19 protein-coding genes are annotated in these 21056 nt (G+C 60.5%); 7 read left to right on the top strand and 12 right to left on the bottom strand.

The annotated features are described in order from the left end of the window. Positions 1-47 precede the first annotated feature (47 nt). The gene (locus BLV27_RS14565; protein WP_092647231.1) at positions 48-497 is read left to right on the top strand and encodes a hypothetical protein; all 450 of its coding nucleotides are present in this window, start codon (positions 48-50) and stop codon (positions 495-497) included. Here BLV27_RS14565 and ntrX read toward each other — a convergent pair. From ntrX to dusB, 5 genes are all read right to left on the bottom strand, one after another. Beyond that, on the bottom strand, positions 494-1888 hold the full coding sequence (gene ntrX / locus BLV27_RS14570) for a nitrogen assimilation response regulator NtrX (RefSeq protein ID WP_092647232.1): 1395 nt from the start codon (positions 1886-1888) through the stop codon (positions 494-496). The two genes, BLV27_RS14565 and ntrX, sit on opposite strands and share 4 nt — an antisense overlap. A 3-nt stretch (positions 1889-1891) precedes the next feature. Beyond that, on the bottom strand, positions 1892-4042 hold the full coding sequence (locus BLV27_RS14575) for a sensor histidine kinase NtrY-like (RefSeq protein ID WP_092647233.1): 2151 nt from the start codon (positions 4040-4042) through the stop codon (positions 1892-1894). Between the two features lie 152 nt (positions 4043-4194). Next, a complete protein-coding gene (locus BLV27_RS14580) occupies positions 4195-5550 on the bottom strand; it encodes a response regulator (RefSeq protein WP_092647234.1) in 1356 nt (451 codons plus the stop codon). Positions 5551-5552: 2 nt separating this feature from the next. Beyond that, entirely contained in the window at positions 5553-6629 is a 1077-nt protein-coding gene (locus BLV27_RS14585; protein WP_092647235.1) for a two-component system sensor histidine kinase NtrB, read from the bottom strand. Beyond that, positions 6626-7552, bottom strand: coding sequence for a tRNA dihydrouridine synthase DusB (gene dusB, locus BLV27_RS14590; RefSeq protein ID WP_244504689.1), 927 nt, complete (start codon positions 7550-7552; stop codon positions 6626-6628). The genes BLV27_RS14585 and dusB overlap by 4 nt, the downstream gene beginning before the upstream one ends. A gap of 278 nt (positions 7553-7830) precedes the next feature. On the opposite strand from dusB, the gene BLV27_RS14595 reads away from it, so the two are divergent. Genes BLV27_RS14595 through BLV27_RS14605 form a run of 3 tightly spaced genes read left to right on the top strand, consistent with a single transcriptional unit; the run spans position 7831 to position 9922 of the window. Beyond that, entirely contained in the window at positions 7831-8970 is a 1140-nt protein-coding gene (locus tag BLV27_RS14595; RefSeq protein ID WP_092647236.1) for a bifunctional 2-C-methyl-D-erythritol 4-phosphate cytidylyltransferase/2-C-methyl-D-erythritol 2,4-cyclodiphosphate synthase, read from the top strand. Continuing rightward, positions 8967-9458, top strand: a complete 492-nt coding sequence (locus tag BLV27_RS14600) for a phosphatidylglycerophosphatase A family protein (RefSeq protein ID WP_092647237.1) — start codon at positions 8967-8969, stop codon at positions 9456-9458. The genes BLV27_RS14595 and BLV27_RS14600 overlap by 4 nt, the downstream gene beginning before the upstream one ends. Next, positions 9455-9922 carry a CinA family protein gene (locus BLV27_RS14605; protein WP_092647238.1) on the top strand — a complete coding sequence of 156 codons (468 nt, stop codon included), beginning with the start codon at positions 9455-9457 and terminating at the stop codon, positions 9920-9922. Before BLV27_RS14600 ends, BLV27_RS14605 begins: the two co-directional genes overlap by 4 nt. Here the strand turns inward: BLV27_RS14605 and BLV27_RS14610 are convergent. Continuing rightward, positions 9913-10353: a type II toxin-antitoxin system RatA family toxin gene (locus tag BLV27_RS14610; RefSeq protein ID WP_092647239.1), complete on the bottom strand. Its 441-nt coding sequence runs from the start codon at positions 10351-10353 to the stop codon at positions 9913-9915. The two genes, BLV27_RS14605 and BLV27_RS14610, sit on opposite strands and share 10 nt — an antisense overlap. Before the next feature lie 70 nt (positions 10354-10423). Here BLV27_RS14610 and hpt point away from each other — a divergent pair, with 70 nt between their 5' ends. Next, complete coding sequence (gene hpt / locus BLV27_RS14615; protein WP_092647240.1) at positions 10424-10975, top strand: hypoxanthine phosphoribosyltransferase; 552 nt, start codon at positions 10424-10426, stop codon at positions 10973-10975. Here hpt and BLV27_RS19165 read toward each other — a convergent pair. The 6 genes from BLV27_RS19165 to BLV27_RS14645 all read right to left on the bottom strand — a co-directional run bounded on the left by BLV27_RS19165 (position 10972) and on the right by BLV27_RS14645 (position 18461). Then, on the bottom strand, positions 10972-11646 hold the full coding sequence (locus tag BLV27_RS19165; RefSeq protein WP_139176671.1) for a hypothetical protein: 675 nt from the start codon (positions 11644-11646) through the stop codon (positions 10972-10974). The two genes, hpt and BLV27_RS19165, sit on opposite strands and share 4 nt — an antisense overlap. A 439-nt stretch (positions 11647-12085) precedes the next feature. Next, positions 12086-13183, bottom strand: coding sequence for an ABC transporter ATP-binding protein (locus BLV27_RS14625; RefSeq protein ID WP_092647242.1), 1098 nt, complete (start codon positions 13181-13183; stop codon positions 12086-12088). A 13-nt stretch (positions 13184-13196) separates the two neighbouring features. Then, on the bottom strand, positions 13197-14861 hold the full coding sequence (locus tag BLV27_RS14630) for an alpha-glucosidase (protein ID WP_092647243.1): 1665 nt from the start codon (positions 14859-14861) through the stop codon (positions 13197-13199). 8 nt (positions 14862-14869) lie between these two features. Next, positions 14870-16006 (bottom strand): carbohydrate ABC transporter permease, encoded by a 1137-nt coding sequence (locus BLV27_RS14635; protein ID WP_092647244.1) that lies wholly within the window; start codon positions 16004-16006, stop codon positions 14870-14872. Between the two features lie 29 nt (positions 16007-16035). Next, the gene (locus tag BLV27_RS14640; protein WP_092647245.1) at positions 16036-17037 is read right to left on the bottom strand and encodes a carbohydrate ABC transporter permease; all 1002 of its coding nucleotides are present in this window, start codon (positions 17035-17037) and stop codon (positions 16036-16038) included. Positions 17038-17111: 74 nt separating this feature from the next. Further along, positions 17112-18461, bottom strand: coding sequence for an ABC transporter substrate-binding protein (locus tag BLV27_RS14645; protein WP_211605518.1), 1350 nt, complete (start codon positions 18459-18461; stop codon positions 17112-17114). Positions 18462-18694: 233 nt separating this feature from the next. On the opposite strand from BLV27_RS14645, the gene BLV27_RS14650 reads away from it, so the two are divergent. Together BLV27_RS14650 and BLV27_RS14655 are read left to right on the top strand one after the other, a co-directional pair. After that, complete coding sequence (locus tag BLV27_RS14650; RefSeq protein ID WP_092647265.1) at positions 18695-19720, top strand: LacI family DNA-binding transcriptional regulator; 1026 nt, start codon at positions 18695-18697, stop codon at positions 19718-19720. A gap of 10 nt (positions 19721-19730) precedes the next feature. After that, entirely contained in the window at positions 19731-21050 is a 1320-nt protein-coding gene (locus BLV27_RS14655) for a GH1 family beta-glucosidase (RefSeq protein ID WP_092647266.1), read from the top strand. The last annotated feature ends 6 nt before the right edge of the window (positions 21051-21056 follow it).

The raw sequence follows: 21056 nt of genomic DNA on the forward strand, positions 1-21056 counted from the left end.
GATGCATCAGAGATTGCCGTCGGCCCAACGGCTGCTAGAGTTGGGCGATGCTCCGATTGATCGCCATCATCGCCCTGCCCCTGCCCCTGCTCTTGGTCAGCTGCGCCCCGACGCCCGCGCCGGTCTGGTTGAAGCCCGGCACAGCCAGTCTGAGGGCCGAACAGGATTTCCTGGCTTGCGCCGCACAGGCCAGACGCGATTTTCCTGAGCGGCACCGCATTGCCACAGCGCCCCGCGTCACCATTGGCGGCGGCCTTTGCCGAAGTGGACTCTGTGTCGGCGTGAATGACACGCCGGATGTCTTCGACACCGACCACAACGAGCCGCTGCGGCAACGGGCGGTCGAGGTCTGCATGCAAGCGCAAGGCTATCGGCAGGAGAACCTGCCGGCATGTCCCGCCGGCCCAGTTGCGGCGCTGCAAAGCATGCCGTTCGACACCCGCGGGCTTTGCGTCGCGAACGGACGGATTGCCGCCCCCTGGGCGGGGCCCTTCTAGTCGTCAACCCGGGCGACGCGGGCCCCGCCCCGTGCCGCCGTCACCACACCCAGCGACTTCAGCTTGCGGTGCAGCGCGCTCCGCTCCATTCCCACGAAGCTCGCCGTCCGGCTGATGTTGCCGCCAAAACGGTTGATCTGTGTCATCAGATATTGCCGCTCGAACAGTTCCCGCGCTTCGCGCAAAGGCAGGCTGGCCAGGCTGCCGGACAGTGTCATTTCGCCTGAGTCGCCGCCACCGTCCGTCGGACTTGGCAATTCCTGCGGCTCAATAGGACCCGTGCCGTCGCCCAGGATCAGAACGCGTTCGATCACGTTGCGCAATTGTCTGACATTTCCCGGCCACCGCATCGTCTGTAGTAACGCCTTGGTTTCATCTGATAACTCGCGCAGCGGCAAACCCTGCGTCTTATTGAGCGCCGCAATGAAGTAATCGGCTAGAACCGGTATGTCGTCTCGGCGTTCCTCCAAGCTTGGAACCGGAATCGGCACCACGTTCAACCGATGAAACAGCTCCTCCCGGAAACGCCCCGCGCGGATTTCCTGTTGCAGGTCGCGGTTGGTCGAGGAGATGACACGAAGGTCGACCCGAACTTTTTCCGAGCCGCCAACGCGGGTGAAGGCCTGTTCCACCAGCACGCGAAGGATCTTGGACTGTGTCCCAAGTGGCATATCCGCAATTTCGTCGAAATAGATCACGCCCTCGTGGGCCTGTTCCAGCAGTCCAGGCTCTACCCCCTTATCGGCGCTTTCGCGACCGAACAGTACTGTCTCCATTCGGTCAGGTTCGATCGACGCAGACGAGACGGTCACGAAGGGGGCGGAAGCCCGGTTCGATTTTGCGTGGATGTATCTCGCGGCGACCTCTTTGCCCGATCCGGCAGGACCCGTCAGCATCACGCGGCCATTCGAATTCATTACTTTTTTCAGGTTGGACACAAGGGTTTTATACGCGACGGACTGCCCAATCATCTCGGCCGAGGAGGCGTCCTTGCGGCGCAGCTCTGAATTCTCGGAGCGCAGGCGCGACGTCTCCATCGCGCGCCCCACGACGACCATCAGCTGGTCGATGTTGAACGGTTTCTCGATATAGTCGTAGGCACCTTGCTTGATCGCAGCGACCGCGATCTCGACGTTTCCGTGGCCGGAAATGATAATAATCGGAATGTCGGGGTGACTGCGTCGGACGGATTTGAGGATGTCGATCCCGTCCATGTCACTGTCCTTGAGCCAGATGTCCAAAATCATCAGGCTCGGCGCATCCTCGGCTATTGCCTCCATGCAAGCGTCGGCCGTACCGGCCTTCCGACAGGAATATCCCTCATCCTCAAGGATGTCGGAAATCAGGCTTCGGATATCGTCTTCGTCGTCCGTGATCAGAATATCACCCATGGATCAAACCTCCTCTATTCGGGGGAGCCTTATGACAGCCTCCGCCCCATGATGGCCGGTGGCATCGGCTTGGGCGTCTACAAGCTCCAGCGTACCACCGTGTTCTTCAATGATCTTCTTGACGATCGGCAGGCCAAGGCCAGTGCCCTTGTCACGTGTCGTGACGTAGGGCTCGAACAGGCGAGCGCGATCTTGCGGCAAGCCTATCCCGGTATCCGCAATGCGGATTTCGAGGCACGCCGGGTCGCTGTCGTCCAGGGTCACCGCAACCGTCTTTTCAAAAGGGTCGTCAGTTTTTTCAGTCCTGGTTTCAATCGCTTCCCCAGCGTTCTTAATCAAGTTTGTGAACGCTTGGCCCATCATCGTCTGATCGAATTCAGCAATGATCTTGCCCGGAGGTATCCGATCGTCGATCTTGACCGGGTCAAGGGCAGCCCGCTGAAGCGTCACGGTTTCGCGCAAAAGCCCCGCAAGGTCGCCTCGGTGTCGCTCGGGTTCGGGCATCCGCGCAAATTGACTGAATTCATCAACAATACGCCGCAAGTCATTGGTTTGGCGGACAATCACATCCGTCAACTCACCCAGCTTTGTGGCGCTCTCTTCATCAAGCTCGCGCGAGAAACGACGTTTGACTCGCTCTGCCGACAATTGAATCGGGGTCAGAGGATTTTTGATTTCATGGGCAATCCGCCGCGCCACGTCGCCCCAAGCGGCCATTCGCTGGGCCGAGACCAACTCTGTCACGTCATCAAACGCGACCACGTATCCCTCGGACATCCCATCGGTGCCGGGTCGGGTTGCGATCCGTACCAAGAGGTTTTCCAATCTCCCGCCCCGCGCAACGCGTATCTCTTCCTGAACGGTTTCGGTTCGTCCTGAATTCAGCCGCTCAAACAGGTGGGAGAATTCGGGGACGATGCGGCCAAGTAACTGCCCGTAATGATCGTTTTCGACTCCCAGCAAACGCACCGCCGAGCGGTTCATGAAGTCGATCTTACCCTCCACGTCCAACCCGATGACACCCGCAGTCACCGAGCCGAGAACACTGTCGAACAGACGGCGCCGCCGCTCCGTCTGCATGTTTGTTTCAACCAAGGCGTCACGCTGGCCTTTCAACTGCCGGGTCATTTGGTTGAAAATACGGCCAAGCATGGCGATTTCGTCATCGCCGGACTCCTCTCGTACACGCACGTCAAGATCGCCCTGCCCGACACGTTGCGCCGCCCCGGTCAGCCGGCCGACGGGTCGCGACAATCGCTCTGCAAACCAAAGACCCGCCCAGGTCGCCGCCAGGATGAGGATCAGGGCAAATCCGAGATACAGCAGGCCAAACTCGAACAGCAGGCGCCCGCGGTCTTGCTCCAATTGGCTGTAAAGTTGCGAAGTTTCCCGTGTCTGATCCAACAGTTCGAGGATTTCCCCGTCAACGGTTCGTGTCACGTAGAGATAGCGGTCGTTAAATGCCGATAACTTAAGAAGTGCACGGAACTCATTGATTTCCCGGTCCTCTATCAGGATAACATCCCCGCTTTCGGCTTCGGCAAGCTGCGCCGGATCGATGGGAACGAAATCAAACAGGTACGACCGGTCGCCACGGGCCCGAATTTCACCGGTGCCGTCGATTACAAATGCCTCTTCCAGCCCTCGCTGCACCAAGTCCTGCCCTTGAGCCAGGAGCTGCCGCAGGTCGCCATCGGACATCAGGAACAGTGATCGCTTCGCAACATTGATATAGCCCGCCAGCGCACGGGCATCTTCGGTCAGGCCATCGCGGTGTTCCTGCGTATAGGCCTGCGCCGCTTCCAGCGAGTTGCCTAACGCGTTGCGAACCCGGTCCGAGAACCAGCCTTCCAGCCCGATATTTATGGTCACCGTTGCAAAGACCGCAGTCAGAACAGTCGGAATCAGGGCGATTCCGGTGAACACGCCCGTCAGTCGAAGGTGCAACTGCGATCCAGCGGACCTCTGTCGCCGCGCGGCGATCATTCGGGTCAATCGCCGAACGACCAGGGCGGCGACAGTAAGGATGTATACTAAGTCAGCCAGGAGCACGCCGCGCAGGCCGGTCATGTCACCCTCGGGCCCACGCAAACTCAGCGACAAGAAGGTCAGCACAACGAGAACTGGCCCCAACACGACGAGTGTCAGGGTCATGATTGTCTGGACCTGTCGCCGCCCACTCCAAAGGAATGACCAACTCAGGCCACCTTGTTGACCGGCAGAAGCCCGCAAGATCGCCTCATCTCAATGTCAAACCGCACGTCGAACTGTCGGGTTGTTCCCGATCTGCAACGACTGTGTCCCGTTTACATCAACTTACGTCGACGTGTCACTAGGATATCGAGGTCAGTGATCTTCTTGCGCAGCGTATTGCGGTTTATGCCCAGAAGGTCAGCACATTTGGCCTGATTTCCACCAGTCGCATCAAGCGCAATTTCTATCAGCGGGGCCTCAACTTCGCGCAATATGCGCTGGTAGAGGCCGGGGGCGGGAAGTTGCCCGCCCTGCAGGTCGAAATAACGACGCAGGTGCTTCTCTACACTCTCGCTGAGCTTTTCAGACGTGGCGATGACCCGCGGCCCGGCTGTGATCGCACCAAGGACGCCATCGACTTCCGCTTTAGAAATTTCCGCCGCAGGGGACGTCAGGACCAGCCGCCGTGTGATATTTTCCAATTGGCGGACGTTTCCGGGCCACGGGTGAGAGCGGATTTGCCCCATCGCCTCATCCGAAAAACGTCTGACCGGCCCGCCCTCACGCTCGGCACGGGCCAGGAAGTGCGCAGCCAGCAGCGGAATATCGTCGACCCTCTCTCTGAGCGCGGGAACATCCAGTTGTGCCCCGGCAAGGCGGTAATACAGGTCGGACCTGAATCCTTCGTCTAGACTGGGGGCCAGATCATGCTGTGCTGTCGCCAATATTCGCGGTCCTGTGCCGCCAAGACTATCGAGCATCCGGACCACGCGAGTTTGGGTTTCCAGGTCCAGATCGCCAACCTCGTCGAACAGGATCGAGCCGCCGCGCGCGCGCGCCAAGAGATCGCCCGGTCCGTCGTAGCTTGCCAGATCGGCACCCGTGGCGGTGACAAACGGCAAGGTCCGCCTGTCGCTGAAATCGTGGATTGCCCGCGCGATAAGCGACTTCCCGGTACCGGACTCGCCCGAAATCAGGACCGGGAGGTCGGTGTTCATTACGCGCGCGACGAGTCGATACAAGGACTGCATTTGTGGCGTCCGACCGACGAGGGGCAGATCATCGGTCTGCTCCGGTTCCTCCGTCGGACCTGCAGGAGCGCTCCGTTTCTGGTCAAGCGCGCGCGCCGCACGTTTCATCAAGTCGGGCAGATCGAAAGGTTTGGGTAAATAATCAAAGGCCTCGGCCTCGGCGGCCTGGATCGCCGTCATGATTGTGTTCTGGGCCGAGATGACGATGACCGGCAGCCCCGGCCTCTCCGCTGATATCTTCGGCAGCATCTCCAAGCCGTTGCCATCAGGCATGACAACGTCGGATATGACGAGGTCGCCCTTTCCCTCCTCGACCCAACGCAGCAGCGTCGTCAACGACGATGTCGCGTGAACTTTGCAGCCCGCACGCGTCAGTGCTTGTGTCAGGACCGTCCGGATCGTCCGGTCGTCGTCCGCGACAAGAATAGTCCCATCCATATTTATTCCTCAATCACTTGTGGTGCGTTCTTAAAGTCTTTCGGCACCATAGGCAGCGACAGCCGGAAGACTGTGCGGCCCGGCGCGCTTTCGACGGAGATCCAACCGTCGTGATCGCTCACGATCTTCGAGACGAGGGCGAGCCCCAGGCCTGTGCCATTCTCACGCCCCGACACGAACGGCTCGAAAAGGTTTGCGGTCAGTTCGGGCGGGATGCCGGGACCGTCGTCGATGATCTCAACCTGGAGTGGGACAGCGGCATCTGTGCCATCAGGATGCCGCACCCGAAGGGAAAGCTCATAGAAGGTACGAATGGTAATTGTTCCATCTGTCTGAGCGACTTGTGCGGCGTTCTTTAGAAGATTCAGAAAGACCTGCAGGAGTTGATCGGGGTCCGCCCATGTGGATGGCAGCGACGGATCGTACGCTTCCCTGATCGAGACATGAGACGCGAACCCGACCAGAGCCGACCGACGGGCCCTGTCCAGAACGTCGTGCAGATTGACGGGGCGATGTTCGGGTGGCCGAAGATTGCCGAACTGCTCCACCTGCTCCAAAAGCTTGACGATACGGCGGCTCTCCTCGACGATGAGATCAGTCATTTCAATGTCTTCGCCGGATAAGTTCATACTCAGAAGCTGCGCGGCACCGGTAATCCCGGCCAGTGGGTTCTTGATTTCATGGGCCAGCATTTCCGCCATCCCAATCGCTGAACGCGCCGCCGTTCGAGAGCTGCGTGCGCGGTCCAGGCGTCCGGCGATTTCCTGCGGCGAGATGAGGACGAGGACACCCTCGTCAAGGGGGGAAAAATGAACGTCACACCGGATCGCCGGGGCGGTACCCACGCGCAAGCCACTGTCATGGAGTGTAAGCGGAGCCATTGTGCGACGGACGCGGCCCGTGGCTGAGGAGACATCTCCTTCAAGTTGGATCAACTGTGCCAACTCCGTTCCGGTCACTGTCTTCACGGAGCGGTTTAGAAACCCTTCAGCGGGCCCATTGACGGTCTTGATCCGATCCTCAGAATCCAGCGCGATCGCCGGGATAGGTAACGCTTGCCAGAGGTTTGCGCTATTCATGCTGCCAACGCCCCGACGTTCGACAATGCCTGCCCAAGCAGGGTCGGAACATTAGCCACCGGTGCCGTCAGAACCGCGCGGCGCAGCGCGGCATCGGTGCCCACGCGATCCATGTACCAGCCAAGATGTTTGCGGGCGACACGCCCGCCCAACTCTGCGCCGTAGAATGCGATGATGTTTGCGTAATGCTCGGTCGCGAGATCAATGAGGGCCGCCCCCTGCGGGGCACCGACAGTCCCGCCACCCTGCAGGCCCATGGCAATATCGGCAAGGACCCAAGGCCGACCCTGCATTCCGCGACCGACCATGACGCCCGCGGCACCGGATCGGAACAAGGCCGCACACGCCGTGGCAAGGTCGCTGATGTCGCCATTTGCAAGCACCGGTATCTCGACCGCGTCTACGATTGGGGCAATGGCGTCCCAGTCGGCCCTGCCCTTGTAGAACTGGCAACGTGTCCGGCCGTGGATCGTCAACATCCGCACGCCAGCGTCAGCGGCACGACGCGCGAGAGCGGCCGTATCGCGACTGTCGTCGTCCCATCCCAGTCGGGTCTTAAGAGTTACGGGGAGGTCGGTCGATGCAACAACAGCTTCGATCAGGCGCAGCGCGCGATCATGATCGCGCAGCAAAGCAGAGCCCGAGTAGCCGCCCGTCACCTTCTTCGCAGGGCAACCCATGTTGATGTCGATAATCCTTGCACCCTGATCGGTCAGCAGGCGGGTGGCCTCGCCCATCCAGTAACTGTCGCGTCCGGCGATCTGCACGGACGTGCCTTCCACCTGCGCGCCAAGCTCTGCCCGGTCGCGGACGGAGGGCTTCGCCTGCACCATTTCGCGGCTCGCTACCATTTCGGACACCACGAGGCCCGCTCCGAACCGTTTCACGATCTGCCGCGTCGGCAGGTCGGTGATGCCGGCCATTGGAGCCAAAACGACCGGAGAAGTCAGGCCTAGAGCGGCCAGACGCGGATCGAGGGCAGATGCATTCTTTTCGGGCACGTGATTATTCTCTGAGCTATTATCGTATTTGCTAGGCTGATCAGCGGGCCAGCGGCAGGGGGCGGCTGCACCCACAGGTAGTCATGTGAGCAATTGCCCGATTATTGTGCATACCTATAGCTTGTTGCCCTCAGAAACGCCACGATCTTGCCCGAGGCCCCGTGCGACCGATAGGACAGTTGAAATCGCCTGAGGATGCCATGACTGCCGACATCGAAATCAACAACGCGACCATCCTTATCGTCGCCGCTGGACGCGGCCTGCGCGCGGGAGGGGGAATTCCAAAGCAGTTCCGCGACCTTTTGGGACAGCCGGTTCTTGTACGTACCGTTGCCGCATTCGACGGGTGTGGGTGTGAGGTCATTATCGTGGTCCACCCCGACGACCGGGACCGGGTTGCCAAGATGTTGCCAGGCGTAAGGCTCGTGGACGGTGGGGCGACACGCGGCGCTTCGGTCAAGGCAGGGCTGGCGGTGGTCAAGACGCCTCTTGTCTTGATCCACGATGCGGCGCGGCCCTGCGTTCCCAAATCAGTCATCGAAGCAGTTCTGTCGGCCTTGGTAACAGCCTACGGTGCGGCCCCCGCCCTTCCCGTCACGGATGCGCTGTGGCGTGGTGACACTCACGTGGAGGGCCTGCAGGACCGCGCGGGATTGATGCGGGCGCAGACCCCGCAGGGGTTTCATACGGAACTGTTGCGCGCCGCGCACGCCACGTTTGGGGGCGACGCCGCCGATGACGTGGAGGTCGCCTTGGCAGCAGGGCTGGACGTTGCCATCGTGCCGGGCCACGAGGACAACGTGAAGATCACCGCCCCAGAGGATTTCGCCCGGGCCGCCCGCATACTGGAGACGCACGACATGGATATCAGACTGGGAAACGGGTTCGATGTGCATCGGTTCGGACCGGGGGACCACGTCACTCTGTGCGGTGTGAGCGTGCCGCATGGACGCGGGTTGCAAGGGCATTCCGATGCTGACGTCGGACTGCATACGATCACCGACGCGATCTATGGGGCCTTGGCAGAAGGCGACATCGGCAGGCACTTCCCACCATCGGACGCGCAGTGGAGGGGTGCCGACAGCGCGGTGTTCCTTGAGCATGCGACTGCTCTTGCGCGTAGCCGGGGATTTGCCGTCGGGAACGTGGATGCCACGCTGATCTGCGAGGTGCCGAAGATCGGGCCCCACGCGACCGCCATGCGCATGCGCGTAGGGCAGATCATGGGGCTGGAAATCGACCGCGTTTCGGTCAAGGCGACCACGACGGAACGATTGGGTTTTGCCGGACGCGGTGAGGGCATCGCCTGTATGGCCACCGTCACGTTGGTGAAGTCATGAGCTTGGCAAGGGCCGTTGCGACGGTCGGGTATGTCGGGCTGATGCGCCCTGCCCCCGGCACATGGGGTTCTGTTGCGGCCCTGCCGTTGGCCTGGTTGGCGATGCAGGGCGGACCAATCCTGTTCACGGTGCTGACGGTGTTGATCCTGCCGCTGGGTTGGTGGGCGACGACGGAGGCGACTCGGGGCATGGCAGACCATGACCCGAGCGAGATCGTTATAGACGAGGTACTGGGCCAGTGGATTGCATTGCTTCCGCTGGCTTGGGGAGCTGCGCGGGCCGGGGTTCCTGTGCAGGCGCTCTGGCCCGGCTGGGTCGCCGCGCTTGTGCTGTTTCGGCTGTTCGACATCTGGAAGCCCGGCCCCGTGGGCTGGATGGATCGGCGCGTCGATGCTGCTGGAGTCATGCTGGACGATACGGTGGCGGGCCTCTTGGCAGCGCTTGGCGTGGTGCTGTTGGCCGGGATCGCACATGGGGTGATGCTTTGACCGTCGCGGCCCTGCTGGAGATCTGCACGAAGAAAGGTCTGACAATTGCGACCGCCGAAAGTTGCACAGGCGGGATGGTGGCGTCCATCCTGACCGATCTGGCGGGGTCTTCGGCGATGTTCCTTTGGGGTGCGGTCACCTATTCCAATGCGGCCAAGCGTTCGATGCTGGGCGTGTCGCAGGTGACTCTGGTGGCGCACGGTGCCGTATCGGAGGAGGTCGCGCGCGAAATGGCCTTGGGCGCAAGAAACAGATCGGGCGCGGACATCGCCGTGTCGATTACCGGCATCGCGGGCCCCGGCGGATCGGAGTACAAGCCCGAGGGTCGGGTCTGCTTCGGGCTGGCCACGACGAAGGGCATTGCGACGGAAACCGTCGACTTCGGTGCACTGGGTCGGGACAAGGTGCGGCTTGCCGCGCGGGATCACGCAGTGGCACTGCTGCTTGTGACCGCTCAGGCGTAGAGTTTGCGGGCCCGTGCCTCGAATGCTGCGACGACGCGCTGCATCGCTTGGTTGAACACGGTGCCCACAACGCGACCGATGATCATGTTCCGGAACTCGTAATCGATCCAGAAGTGGACCTTGCAACCCGACTCCGTCGGTGTGAACGTCCATTCGGATTTAAGGAATTTGAAAGGCCCGTCGAGGTATTCTGTCTCGATCCGATGTTCTTCGGGCCAGAGAGTGACCTTCGAGCCGAAATTTTCGCGAAAGACTTTGAAGCTGATGACAAGGTCGGCCAGCATCACCTCGGGGTTTTGCCCCTCGCGGGAACGGACCCGGGCGGCCGCAGTCCAAGGCAGGAAATCAGGGTAGCGACCGACATCGGCCACCAGATCGTACATCTGGTCCGGCGTGTAGGGCAGATCGCGTGTCTCGGAATGGCGGGGCATCGGACCTCTTGGTTCTGGCTTGTGTCGCGTGTTAACGCCTGTTTTGGCCGATAGGTCCGGGAGGGACAATATGACCGACAGCTATGTTATCGACCAGATGATCAGCGCCAAGGCGATTGCCGCCCGGATCGAGGCTCTAGCGCGCGAGATCGAGGCGCGGTTCGCGGGCACCGACAAACTGGTGGTGGTCGGCCTGCTGCGCGGGTCGTTCGTGTTCATCGCCGACCTCGTCCGAGAGCTTGATCTGCCTGTAGAGGTGGATTTCTTGGAGGCGTCCTCCTACGGAAACTCGATGGAGTCGAGCCGGGAGGTTCGCATCCTGAAGGACCTTCGTGGAGAGATTCACGGCCGCGATGTACTTGTCGTGGAAGACATCGTGGATACTGGCCACACGCTTCACCATGTCACACGTCTGCTTCAGTCACGGGAACCTGCGAACCTGGCCACGATCGCGCTTTTGGACAAGCCGACGCGGCGCGAAGTGGACATTCGCGCCACGTGGACGGGATTCGAAATCCCGGATGCCTTCGTCGTTGGATACGGGATCGACTACGCTCAGCGGAACCGCAATCTGCCATATATCGGCTCCGTCCGCATGACGGACGAAGCCTCACATGATTAGCCCTGCATCCGCGCCTTGCGCAGATCGTGGAGTTGGGCAGCCGTCAGTGTCACCTTCGCATCACCCTTGTAATCGACCGCCGGCAAGCCGTTAAGTTGGCGGAAGAATGAGATCAGAAGTGCCGAAGTGACGGCGATGCCGCAGATGGCCTTGAACAGGCGCGGCACCGTTTCGATCAGGGTCGGATGATAGATGTCGGGTGTGAACGTCACGATGGCGACGTCCATCGGCACGATCAGGACATAGGCCGCCCCGACCAGCAGGACTGCTTTTATCAGGCCATAGCCGACGTTCTTGGGCCGCGCGATCCGTCCGGGCAGCAGGAACGGAATACCGAGCAGCGCGCCGACGCCGCCATAGACATACACCGCCGTCAGCGGATCCTTTCCGTGTGCCAGCGCCTCCGCCTGGAAAGTTTGGCCATCGTCGATCATTGTCCAAAGCATGTAGGCCGTCGCCATCAGGCCAAGACCCAGAATGCGCAGGATGATCCAGTCGGCCGCGATGTAGAGCTTCATGGCCGCGCCGAGGGCTGGAAGCTTCTTTTCAGGCAACCGGACGGGCTTGCGCTCCTTCACCGGCATCGCGCGAGCGGGGTCTTTCGGGGCGGGGTGGTCGGTCGGCGACGTATTCTTCGCGACCAGAAAACCAATAAGGAGGGCTCCAAGCATCGCCCCACTGATCCAAGCGAGTTCGACCACAGGTGTAATGGGTATGCCGCTGCCAAACTTTTGTTCCAGCGTTCGCATTATATCGATCATAATCGAAGTGGCGAGCCAGCTTGATCCGGCGAGGACGACAATCCAGATCAGATGAAACGAACGCGATGGACGACGTAGACCCTGCGGCAACCACCACGGCACCAGTAGAAATACCCCAAGACCAAAGGCTAAAAATATAGCTTGATCAGGCAGACGCTGAACGAGATTTAACTCTGCATGTTCCGCGAAACCAGGCATGATGAGGCCACAGCCAGCAACTAGGATCAAACCAAGCGCCGCAAGCCGCAAAAAAGCTGCGTAAAGAAATTGAAGACCGGACATCGGAGGATCCTTGGGACGTTCTTTGTATCCCGAAGTTTATCCTTCAATCTGACCAAAATCGGGCGGCTCAACGGTAAAGCAGCGACACTCCGTTCAAGAACACGTGAACTTTTGCCGGATCGGCCGTCAAACGGCGAGTCTGGCCGCGGTGTTCAGGCTGGATGCCGGGAAGTTTGGCGATGACCTGGTCCTTTTCGGCCGAGCTGCGCTTGAAATAGATGAGCGTGACTTCGCCCAGACTCTCCTGGATCTCGACTTCGCCCTCGAAGGCGAAGCTGTCGCCTTCGGTCTCGATCGCGTCCTCGGGGCGAAAGCCGATGTTCACTTCTGCCCCCATGTCCTCGGGTTGGCTGGGCACGTTCGACGTGATCGTGCCGCCACCCGCGTGGACTTTGACCGTCGTGGTCTCGCCCGTACCGACGATTTCGCCCGCGACCAGGTTCATGGCGGGGCTGCCGATGAATTGTGCGACGAACTCGCTGTTAGGCGTTTCGTAGAGTTCGAGCGGGCTTCCGACCTGCGCGATACCCTTGTTGGCCAGCACCACGATCCGCGAGGCCAACGTCATCGCCTCCACCTGATCGTGGGTCACATAGATCATGGTGGAGTCAGGCATTTGCTCCTTGAGTTGGGCGATCTCGATCCGGGTGGCGACGCGCAGGGCCGCGTCGAGGTTCGAGAGCGGCTCATCAAATAGATACACCTTGGGCGAGCGAACGACAGCCCGACCGATTGCGACGCGCTGCCGCTGCCCCCCCGACAGGGCCTTGGGCAGACGGTCCAGGTATTCGGTCAGTTGCAGCTTCTTTGCCGCAGCATTCACAGCCTTGTCGATTTCGGTCTTGGGCATCTTGGCGATGTTCAGGGCGAAGGCCATGTTGTCGCGCACCGTCATGTGCGGATAGAGCGCATAGGACTGGAACACCATCGCGATGCCGCGCTGGCTGGGGGGGATGTCATTGACGACCTGACCGTCGATCTCGAGCACGCCGCCGGAAATCTTTTCCAACCCGGCGATCATACGCAGAAGCGTGGACTTGCCGCACCCCGAGGGTCCGACGAAGACGACCAACTCCCCTGTATTGATGTCCAGATCGATATTCCGGAGCACCTCGACCTTGCCGCCGTAGACTTTGGCCACGTCGGTCAGTTTTACGTTGGTCATCTTCGTCCCTCCCTCATGTCGTCGTTCGGACTGCCCGCAACAGCGCGTAATCCCAGCCATCAAGCACAAGACCCGCCAGCCCCGGCTCTGTCCCGCCGATGCCTTCCACCGGAACCCAATTGCCGAGCGGCAGCGCCACCTCGATCGGTGCCTCACCCATGTTGAAGGCGCAAAAGACGCGATCAGTGCCGTCGGTCCGAATGAAAGTCAGAAGATCGCCCGTCGCTGTCAGCTCCGTCTGATCCCCGCGTCGCAGAACGGGCATTTCGTTTCGCATCGAAACGACACGGCGATAGTGGTTAAGCAGAGACCCCTCTCGTCCGTCCTGCACCGCCACAGCATTGGCCAGATGTTCCGGCGCGACCGGCAACCACGGGCGAACGTCGGAGAAGCCCGCATTGACGTTCGACGCCTCCCAGACCATCGGGGTGCGGCAACCGTCGCGGCCCTTGAACTCCGGCCAGAATTCTATGCCGTAAGGGTCTTGCAGGTCTTCGAAGGCGATCTCGGCCTCCGACAGGCCCAACTCCTCACCCTGAAAGAGGCAGATCGAACCGCGCAGCGAACAAATCAGTGTGGCGTACATACGCGCGCCAAGGTCTGTCAGGCCCCACCGGGTCATGTGACGCGTAACGTCATGGTTGGAGAATGCCCAGCAGGCCCAACCATCCGGAGCCGCCTCCTTCATATGCGCAAAAACGCTGCTGACGCGTTCGGCCCTTAGACGTTCGGGGGCCAGGAAATCGAAGGCATAGCACATCTGAACGCCCTGCCCGTCCTTGGTGTACTGGCCCAGAAGCTCCATCCCGAGCTGCGCATCGCCGACCTCGCCGACAGCGGCGGACCCTGGGTATTCGTCCAGCAGATCGCGAAACCTTTTCAGAAAATCAAGGTTTTCGGGCTGGTTCTTGGAGTAGATGTGTTCCTGATAATTATACGGGTTCACGGCGGGCGCGATCGAGGCGTTGCGCCGTTCGGGGGCAAGGGCGGGATTGTCGCGCAGGTCCTTGTCGGCGAAATAGAAGTTGATCGTGTCAAGGCGGAAGCCGTCCACGCCCTTCTCCAACCAGAAGCGGGTTGTATCCAGAAGTTCGTCCTGAACGGCAGGCGCGTGCAGGTTCAGATCGGGCTGCGACGCGAGGAAGTTGTGCATGTAGTATTGCAACCGCTTGGCATCCCAGTGCCAGGCCGGCCCCCCGAAGATCGACAGCCAGTTGTTCGGCGGCGTGCCGTCGGGCTTGGCGTCGGCCCAGACGTACCAGTCGGCCCTGTCGTTTGTGCGGCTGCTGCGGCTTTCCTTGAACCATTCGTGCTCGTTCGACGTGTGCGACAACACCAGGTCGATCATCACACGCAGGCCCAGACGATGTGCTTCGGTCACGAGGTGATCGAAATCGTCCAGCGTGCCGAACATTGGATCAACATCGCGATAGTCGCTGACGTCGTAGCCGAAGTCCTTCATCGGGGACGTAAAGAACGGACTGATCCAGATCGCGTCCACACCGATCGACGCGACATACGGAAGGCGCGCGGCAATGCCTGCCAAATCGCCGATGCCGTCACCGGTGCTATCCTGAAAGGACCGGGGATATATCTGGTAGATGACGCCCCCGCGCCACCAGTCGAGGTCTGTCGCGGGCACCGCGTCGGGTCCTGCAGAGGTCGCAATCGCGCTCATAAAAATCCTTACTTCACGGAGCCGGCCAAAAGGCCGCGCACCAGGTACCGTTGCATCGCAAAGAACACCACCAAGGGCACCGCGATCGAAATGAAGGCCGAGGTGGCAAGGATTTCCCATTCTCCACCACGGGAACCCAGCAGGTTCACGAGGCGTCCCGTCAGCACCAGACTTTCGTCGTCCGCCCCCAGAAAAACCAGTGCGACCAGCAGGTCGTTCCACGTCCACAGAAACTGGAAGATGGCGAAGCTTGCAAGGGCCGGGAAGGAAAGCGGCAAGATGATCTTTAGGAAGATCTGGAAATCGCTGGCCCCGTCCACCTTGGCGTTTTCAATGATGTCGCGCGGCAGACCAACCATGTAATTTCGCAAAAGATAGATCGCGAGCGGCAAACCGAAGCCGGTATGGGCCATCCAGACCCCAAGGTAGCCCTTCCCGATTCCAATGGCGTTGTGAAACTGAAGCAACGGGATCAGCGCCAGTTGCAGCGGTACGACCAGCAAGCCCACGATGCCCGCCACCAGCAGGGCCCGACCAGGAAATTCCATCCAGGCAAGGGCGTATGCGGCGAACGCGGCCACGAGTATCGGGATAATTGTCGCCGGGATAGAAACAGTGAGCGTGTTGATGAACGACTGCAGGATACCCGCACCTGCCGTGCTGGACGTCAGAACCTCCCGGTAATTGTCGAGAGTGAATTCTGGCGGACTGGTCGCGGTCAGGAACACGCGAGGCAGGCGCGTGCCCTCGGTCGTCTCCGGAGAGGTCATCACATAGGTGGCGTCCGCATTGACGGTCAGGGTCTGCCCGTCGCCCAGGTCGGCTACGTCGCCCGGATCGTACGCCTGCGGCTCGCGCGAGGATGTGCCCCATGCGCTGACCGTGCTGTCCCCCTCGATCAGGGTGCCTTCGATGATGAAGGCGTCGCCCGTCGGTGTCTCATTCCCTTCGATACGGATGGCCGGCATTTGCGCCTCTTGCGTCGAGAGCGCCTGCCACCAGCCCGAACTGGAGATCTGGTCGCCCGTCCGAAAGGACGACACAAAGAGCCCCACCGTCGGAAACAGCCACAACGCGACGAGGACCACGACCGAGATGTGGACCGCCCAGGTGAGGGAAGATTTGGTACCCGCAATATTATCCATGATCTGCTCCCACGCGGTTTCGTGCCATGTCAGCGCAACTCCTTGCGGGCGTTGTAGACGTTCCAGATCAGGATCGGGCTGACCAGCAGCATGATTACCATCGCCGCAGCCGACCCGACGCCCCAGTCAAACGCGCGGAACAGTTTGTCGTACATGTAGTTGGCAAGAACCTGCGTTTCCCACTGACCGTTGGTCATGGCGAGAACGATGTCGAAAACCTTGAGCACGACCAGCGTGATCGTGGTCCAGACGACAACGATGGTCGGCATGATCTGTGGTACCTTGATCTTGAAGAATATCTGCCAAGGGCTGGCTCCATCCAGGATCGCGGCCTCGACGGTTTCTTCGGGGATGCCTCGCAAGGCCGCCCCAAGTATGACCATTGCAAAGCCGGTCTGAATCCAGATCAGCACGATCATCAGCAGAAAGCTGTTCCAAGGCTGAATCGTCAGCCACTGCTGCGGCTCACCTCCGAAATAGGTCACAACCGCGTTCAGCACGCCGATCTGTCCGGTACCTTCCGGACGTGCATCGTAGATCAGCTTCCAGATGACGGAGGCTCCCACGAATGAGATCGCCATCGGCATGAAAATGAGCGACTTGGCGAAGTTGCCCCACGAAATCCGGTCGGTCAGCTGCGCCGCCAGAAGCCCAAAGGCCGTCGAGGCGGCGGGCACAACAACCAGCCACAACATATTGTTCAGAATGGCTTCTCGGAACTTCGCCTCGCCGAACATTTGGCCGTAGTTCTCAAGCCCGACAAAGACGTTCCCGCCGGGGGCACGGTCATGCAGCGACAGCCAGAACGTCGCGACGACCGGATAAGCAAGGTAGAGTCCAAGCGCGATAAGTGCCGGGGCCATGAAGAGCCACGGCCGGATCGCGTTCGCACGATTGATGTTTCGCCCCGCGTTGGGGCCGCGAGGGGGGAAGAATACCGTGTCCAGAACGATATTTGACAACCAGAAATACCCGACGCAGCCCCCAACCCCGAGGATGATCGTTATCAGTCCGAGAACGGCAGGGTTCATCGCGCACCTCTGGCTTTGGCCACTGCAAGGGTTTGGGCCGCCCGGATGCGGGCGACCCCTTTTGTCCTATTGCCTTACTGGTCGGGCCAGCTGGCTTCGATCTCGGCGGCGACCTCCTCGGCGGATTTGCCGCCGGTGTAGTCGACCATTCCGGTCCAGAAACTGCCCTGACCCACGGCAGCAGTCATCAGGTCGGAGGCGTCGAAGCGGAAGGTCGTCGCTTCCAGAAGAATTTCCCCCTGCTTCTTGAGCGTGTTGTTGGCATAGGTGTCGAGGTTGACGCCGGTATGTGGTGTCAGAAAGCCCGACTGCGCCATCCAAACTTCATGCGCGATGGGGGTCTTCAGGAATTCCAGGAATGCCTTTGCCACCTCGTTTTCCGTCATCATGAACGCCAGCGTGCCGGCACCCAAGACAGGGTTGCCCAAATCCTTGCCCGCATAAGACGGCATGTAGAAGAAATCCGCATCCAGCCCCAGCTCGGTGCCCTCCGGGAAGAAGGTCGGGATGAAACTGGCCTGGTGGTGCATGTAGCACTGCGGCGGCGAAGCGAAGAGGCCTTTGGGGCTATCGCGGAAGTCGGTCGAGGCGACAGCACCGGCTCCACCGGCCACGTGAGCATCGGTGCGGGCGAAGAAGCCGAACTCTTCGATGGCGGCGATGATTGCAGGGTCGTTGAACGGTATTTCGTGATTGACCCAGGCGTCGTAGACGTCCGCGGGCTGTGTCCGCAGCAACATGTCCTCGACCCAATCGGTCGCCGGCCAACCTGTCGCACCGCCCGATCCCAAGCCAATGCACCAAGGTGTTTCGCCATCGGCTGCGATCTGCTCGGTCAGAGCCTTGAGGTCTTCCATCGACGTCGGGACGTCGTAGCCAGCGTCCTCGAAGTTCTCGGGTGAGTACCAGACCAGCGACTTCACGTCGATCTTGTAAGGAAAGGCATACAGGCGATCCTCGCCGTCCGGGCCGGCATAGGTTCCCAACGAAGTCCAACTCTCCCCGGCGGCGTAGTTTTCCTGCAACCAAGATTCGGTTTCGTCGCCCAGTGGCTGAATGAAGCCGCGGCTTGCCAGGTTCGCGATAAGGCCAGGCTGCGGCAGCACTCCGACATCTGGCGGACTGCCTGCCTCGGCGTCGATGACGATCTGCTGCTCGTAATTTTCCGATGACGAATAATCAACCGTCGCGCCGGTGGCCTGCTCGAAATAAGCAAGCAAGTTCTCTGCCAGAGTTTGGTCATCGCCGCGCCATGGACCAAACATCGTCATCGACTGGCCAGACAGGTCGTTGGCCTCGCCAAATTCGGTCAGGCTGTCCCAGTTGAAATTACCCTCGCCGGGCGCGAACGGTAGATGCGCGTCTGCCGATGCCACGCTGCCCGAAAGTAGGACAATTGCCGTCCCCGTCAATAAATTCTTCATAATTCCTCCCTCGCGGGTCGCCCCGCCTATCGTGCTGCATTGCGGCATTTTCCAAACCGCTTTGACAAACCGAGGGTCATCTATAAATTCGGCTGTGTCAACGGCGGCTGGGAGAGCTTACGTTGCTTGCAATGCAGTTCGCCCGACGATAATTATTGCCGATGGTCGGCCAGATTGACGACCTCAGACCGATATGGCATCTAAATCGAAATCGGTTTGAAAAGGCGTTTGTCTTGAACCTCAAACAATTCTCCCAGCTGCTGGGCCTCTCGCCCACGACTGTCAGCCGGGCGTTGGGTGGCTATCCAGAGGTGAAGGAAGAAACACGACTCCGAGTGCGCGAGGCGGCTATTCGGCATGGATACCGGCCCAACCGACGCGCGGCGTCGCTTGCGACGGGGCGTTCAATGGCGATCGGCCACGTGATTCCCACTACGCTCAACCATGAAATGGTGAATCCGATCTTCGCCGATTTCATCGCGGGTGCAGGAGAGATCTATGCGCGTGCAGGATATGACATGCTGCTGTCGGTCGTGCCCGATGGCGATGAGGAGCGAGCCTATCGCCAGATGGCCGACGCAGGCAGCGTGGATGGATTGATCGTGCACGGCCCCCGCGACGCGGACCCTCGTATCGGCCTGTTGCAGAAGACAGGGTTGCCGTTCGTAGTCCACGGGCGCGCCCGCGTCGACGAGACGGACTACAGCTATGTCGACATCGACAACTACCGCGCGTTCCAGCGAGCCACGGATCTTTTGCTTGATCTGGGACATCGCCGGATCGCCCTTCTCAACGGCGTGGATGGCATGGACTTCGCCCGCCGCCGCCGCATGGGGTTCGAGAAGGCATTGGCCGGACGCGGGCTCACCCCCCTTCCCGACTTGATGGCGTCCGCCGAAATGACGGAGCACATGGCCCATGCAAACGCCGCCCGGATGCTTGATCAATCCGTCAAGCCCACCGCCTTTCTGGTGTCGTCGCTCATCATGGCGATCGGCGTCCGACGCGCACTTGAGGATCGGGGTTTGCGCATGGGGCGGGATGTGTCCGTCGTCATCCACGACGACATGCTCAGTTACCTCATGAATGGCGAGGAAGTGCCCATCTTCACGGCAACACGATCCTCCGTACGCGCCGCCGGGCGACGCTGCGCGGAAGTCCTCTTGGCGCAAATCCGAAGCAAGCCCGACGCGCCGATCCAGGAGGTCTGGGAATGCGAATTGGTTCTGGGCGGCTCCACCGGCCCGGTAACGACCTGAAAGAGAAATGATGCAAGAATTCAGCTTCAGACGCAGTGATTTCCCAGACGACTTCCTGTTCGCAGCGGCCACCTCGGCCTACCAGATTGAGGGGCACCAATTCGGCGGCGCGGGGCGCACCCATTGGGACACCTTCGCCGAAGTTCCCGGAAAGGTGGCAAAACGCGAGAACGGCCAGATCGCCTGTGATCATTATCACCGCTGGAAAGAGGATCTGGATCTGCTCCGCGACGGCGGGTTCGATGCCTATCGGTTCTCCACATCATGGGCGCGGGTGATGCCAGACGGGATTAAGATCAACCCGGAAGGGATTGATTTTTATGACCGGCTTGTTGATGGAATGCTGGAACGCGGACTACGACCCATGGCGACACTCTACCATTGGGAACTTCCCGAGGCGCTTGCCAGGCGCGGTGGCTGGACCGTGCGGGAAATTCCCGAGCGGTTCGCCGATTTCGCCCATTTGATCGGGAACAGGCTGGGCGACCGGCTCTACTCCACGGCCCCGGTGAACGAGCCTTGGTGCGTCGCTTGGTTGAGCCATTACCTCGGCCACCATGCCCCCGGCTTGACCGACCTGGGGGCGGCCGCCAAGGCCATGCATCACGTGGCTTTGGGACATGGCCTGGCAATTGAAGCCCTTCGTGCAACACCCACGACCAACCTCGGTGCAGTCTGCAACATGGAGTACGCCATTCCGTCGACCGACCGCGCAGAAGACCGCCGCGCGGCGGAGCTTTACGATGGAATCTATAACCGCTGGTTTGCCGGTGCCTTCATGAAAGGCGAATACCCCGACGACATCCTCGAAGGGCTGGCTCCGCAAATGCCCGATGGTTGGAAGGCGGACATGAAAGTCATATCGCAACCAATTGATTGGCTTGGTATAAACTACTACACTTGCCAGAGGTTGAAGGCAGCCGGACAGGCTTGGCCTGGCATCGACACGGTGCCCGGCCCCCTGCCCAAGACCGACATGGGGTGGGAAATTTGCCCCGAGGGGTTTGACTGGCTGCTACGGCGCACCGTGCGAGATTACACTGGTGAAATGCCCTTGTTCGTGACCGAGAACGGGATGGCCAACCGCGATACGGCACATGACCGCGACGACGCGCGCATCGCGTATCTCGACGCACATATTTCGGCTTCCAAAACACTGATAGAGGATGGAATTCCTCTCAAGGGCTATACGGTATGGTCCCTGCTCGACAATTACGAGTGGGCGCTTGGATATGACAAGCGGTTCGGCCTCGTTCATGTCGACTTCGAAACGCAGACCCGTACGCCGAAGGCAAGCTACCATGCGCTTGCCCGGGCGTTGGAGGCTTGATACTGG

The organism is Jannaschia faecimaris, assembly GCF_900107415.1.
Taxonomy (GTDB): domain Bacteria; phylum Pseudomonadota; class Alphaproteobacteria; order Rhodobacterales; family Rhodobacteraceae; genus Jannaschia; species Jannaschia faecimaris.

What these genes read in the sequence shown, in the direction of transcription:
- BLV27_RS19165 (WP_139176671.1), bottom strand. Translation starts at nt 11,646, where the DNA reads ATGCTTGGAGCCCTCCTTATTGGTTTTCTGGTCGCGAAGAATACGTCG.
- BLV27_RS14580 (WP_092647234.1), bottom strand. Translation starts at nt 5,550, where the DNA reads ATGGATGGGACTATTCTTGTCGCGGACGACGACCGGACGATCCGGACG.
- BLV27_RS14645 (WP_211605518.1), bottom strand. Translation starts at nt 18,461, where the DNA reads ATGAAGAATTTATTGACGGGGACGGCAATTGTCCTACTTTCGGGCAGC.
- BLV27_RS14635 (WP_092647244.1), bottom strand. Translation starts at nt 16,006, where the DNA reads ATGGATAATATTGCGGGTACCAAATCTTCCCTCACCTGGGCGGTCCAC.
- BLV27_RS14595 (WP_092647236.1), top strand. Translation starts at nt 7,831, where the DNA reads ATGACTGCCGACATCGAAATCAACAACGCGACCATCCTTATCGTCGCC.
- BLV27_RS14625 (WP_092647242.1), bottom strand. Translation starts at nt 13,183, where the DNA reads ATGACCAACGTAAAACTGACCGACGTGGCCAAAGTCTACGGCGGCAAG.
- BLV27_RS14610 (WP_092647239.1), bottom strand. Translation starts at nt 10,353, where the DNA reads ATGCCCCGCCATTCCGAGACACGCGATCTGCCCTACACGCCGGACCAG.
- BLV27_RS14585 (WP_092647235.1), bottom strand. Translation starts at nt 6,629, where the DNA reads ATGAATAGCGCAAACCTCTGGCAAGCGTTACCTATCCCGGCGATCGCG.
- BLV27_RS14640 (WP_092647245.1), bottom strand. Translation starts at nt 17,037, where the DNA reads ATGAACCCTGCCGTTCTCGGACTGATAACGATCATCCTCGGGGTTGGG.
- BLV27_RS14630 (WP_092647243.1), bottom strand. Translation starts at nt 14,861, where the DNA reads ATGAGCGCGATTGCGACCTCTGCAGGACCCGACGCGGTGCCCGCGACA.
- BLV27_RS14565 (WP_092647231.1), top strand. Translation starts at nt 48, where the DNA reads ATGCTCCGATTGATCGCCATCATCGCCCTGCCCCTGCCCCTGCTCTTG.
- BLV27_RS14655 (WP_092647266.1), top strand. Translation starts at nt 19,731, where the DNA reads ATGCAAGAATTCAGCTTCAGACGCAGTGATTTCCCAGACGACTTCCTG.
- ntrX (WP_092647232.1), bottom strand. Translation starts at nt 1,888, where the DNA reads ATGGGTGATATTCTGATCACGGACGACGAAGACGATATCCGAAGCCTG.
- BLV27_RS14575 (WP_092647233.1), bottom strand. Translation starts at nt 4,042, where the DNA reads ATGACCCTGACACTCGTCGTGTTGGGGCCAGTTCTCGTTGTGCTGACC.
- dusB (WP_244504689.1), bottom strand. Translation starts at nt 7,552, where the DNA reads ATGGCCGGCATCACCGACCTGCCGACGCGGCAGATCGTGAAACGGTTC.
- hpt (WP_092647240.1), top strand. Translation starts at nt 10,424, where the DNA reads ATGACCGACAGCTATGTTATCGACCAGATGATCAGCGCCAAGGCGATT.
- BLV27_RS14600 (WP_092647237.1), top strand. Translation starts at nt 8,967, where the DNA reads ATGAGCTTGGCAAGGGCCGTTGCGACGGTCGGGTATGTCGGGCTGATG.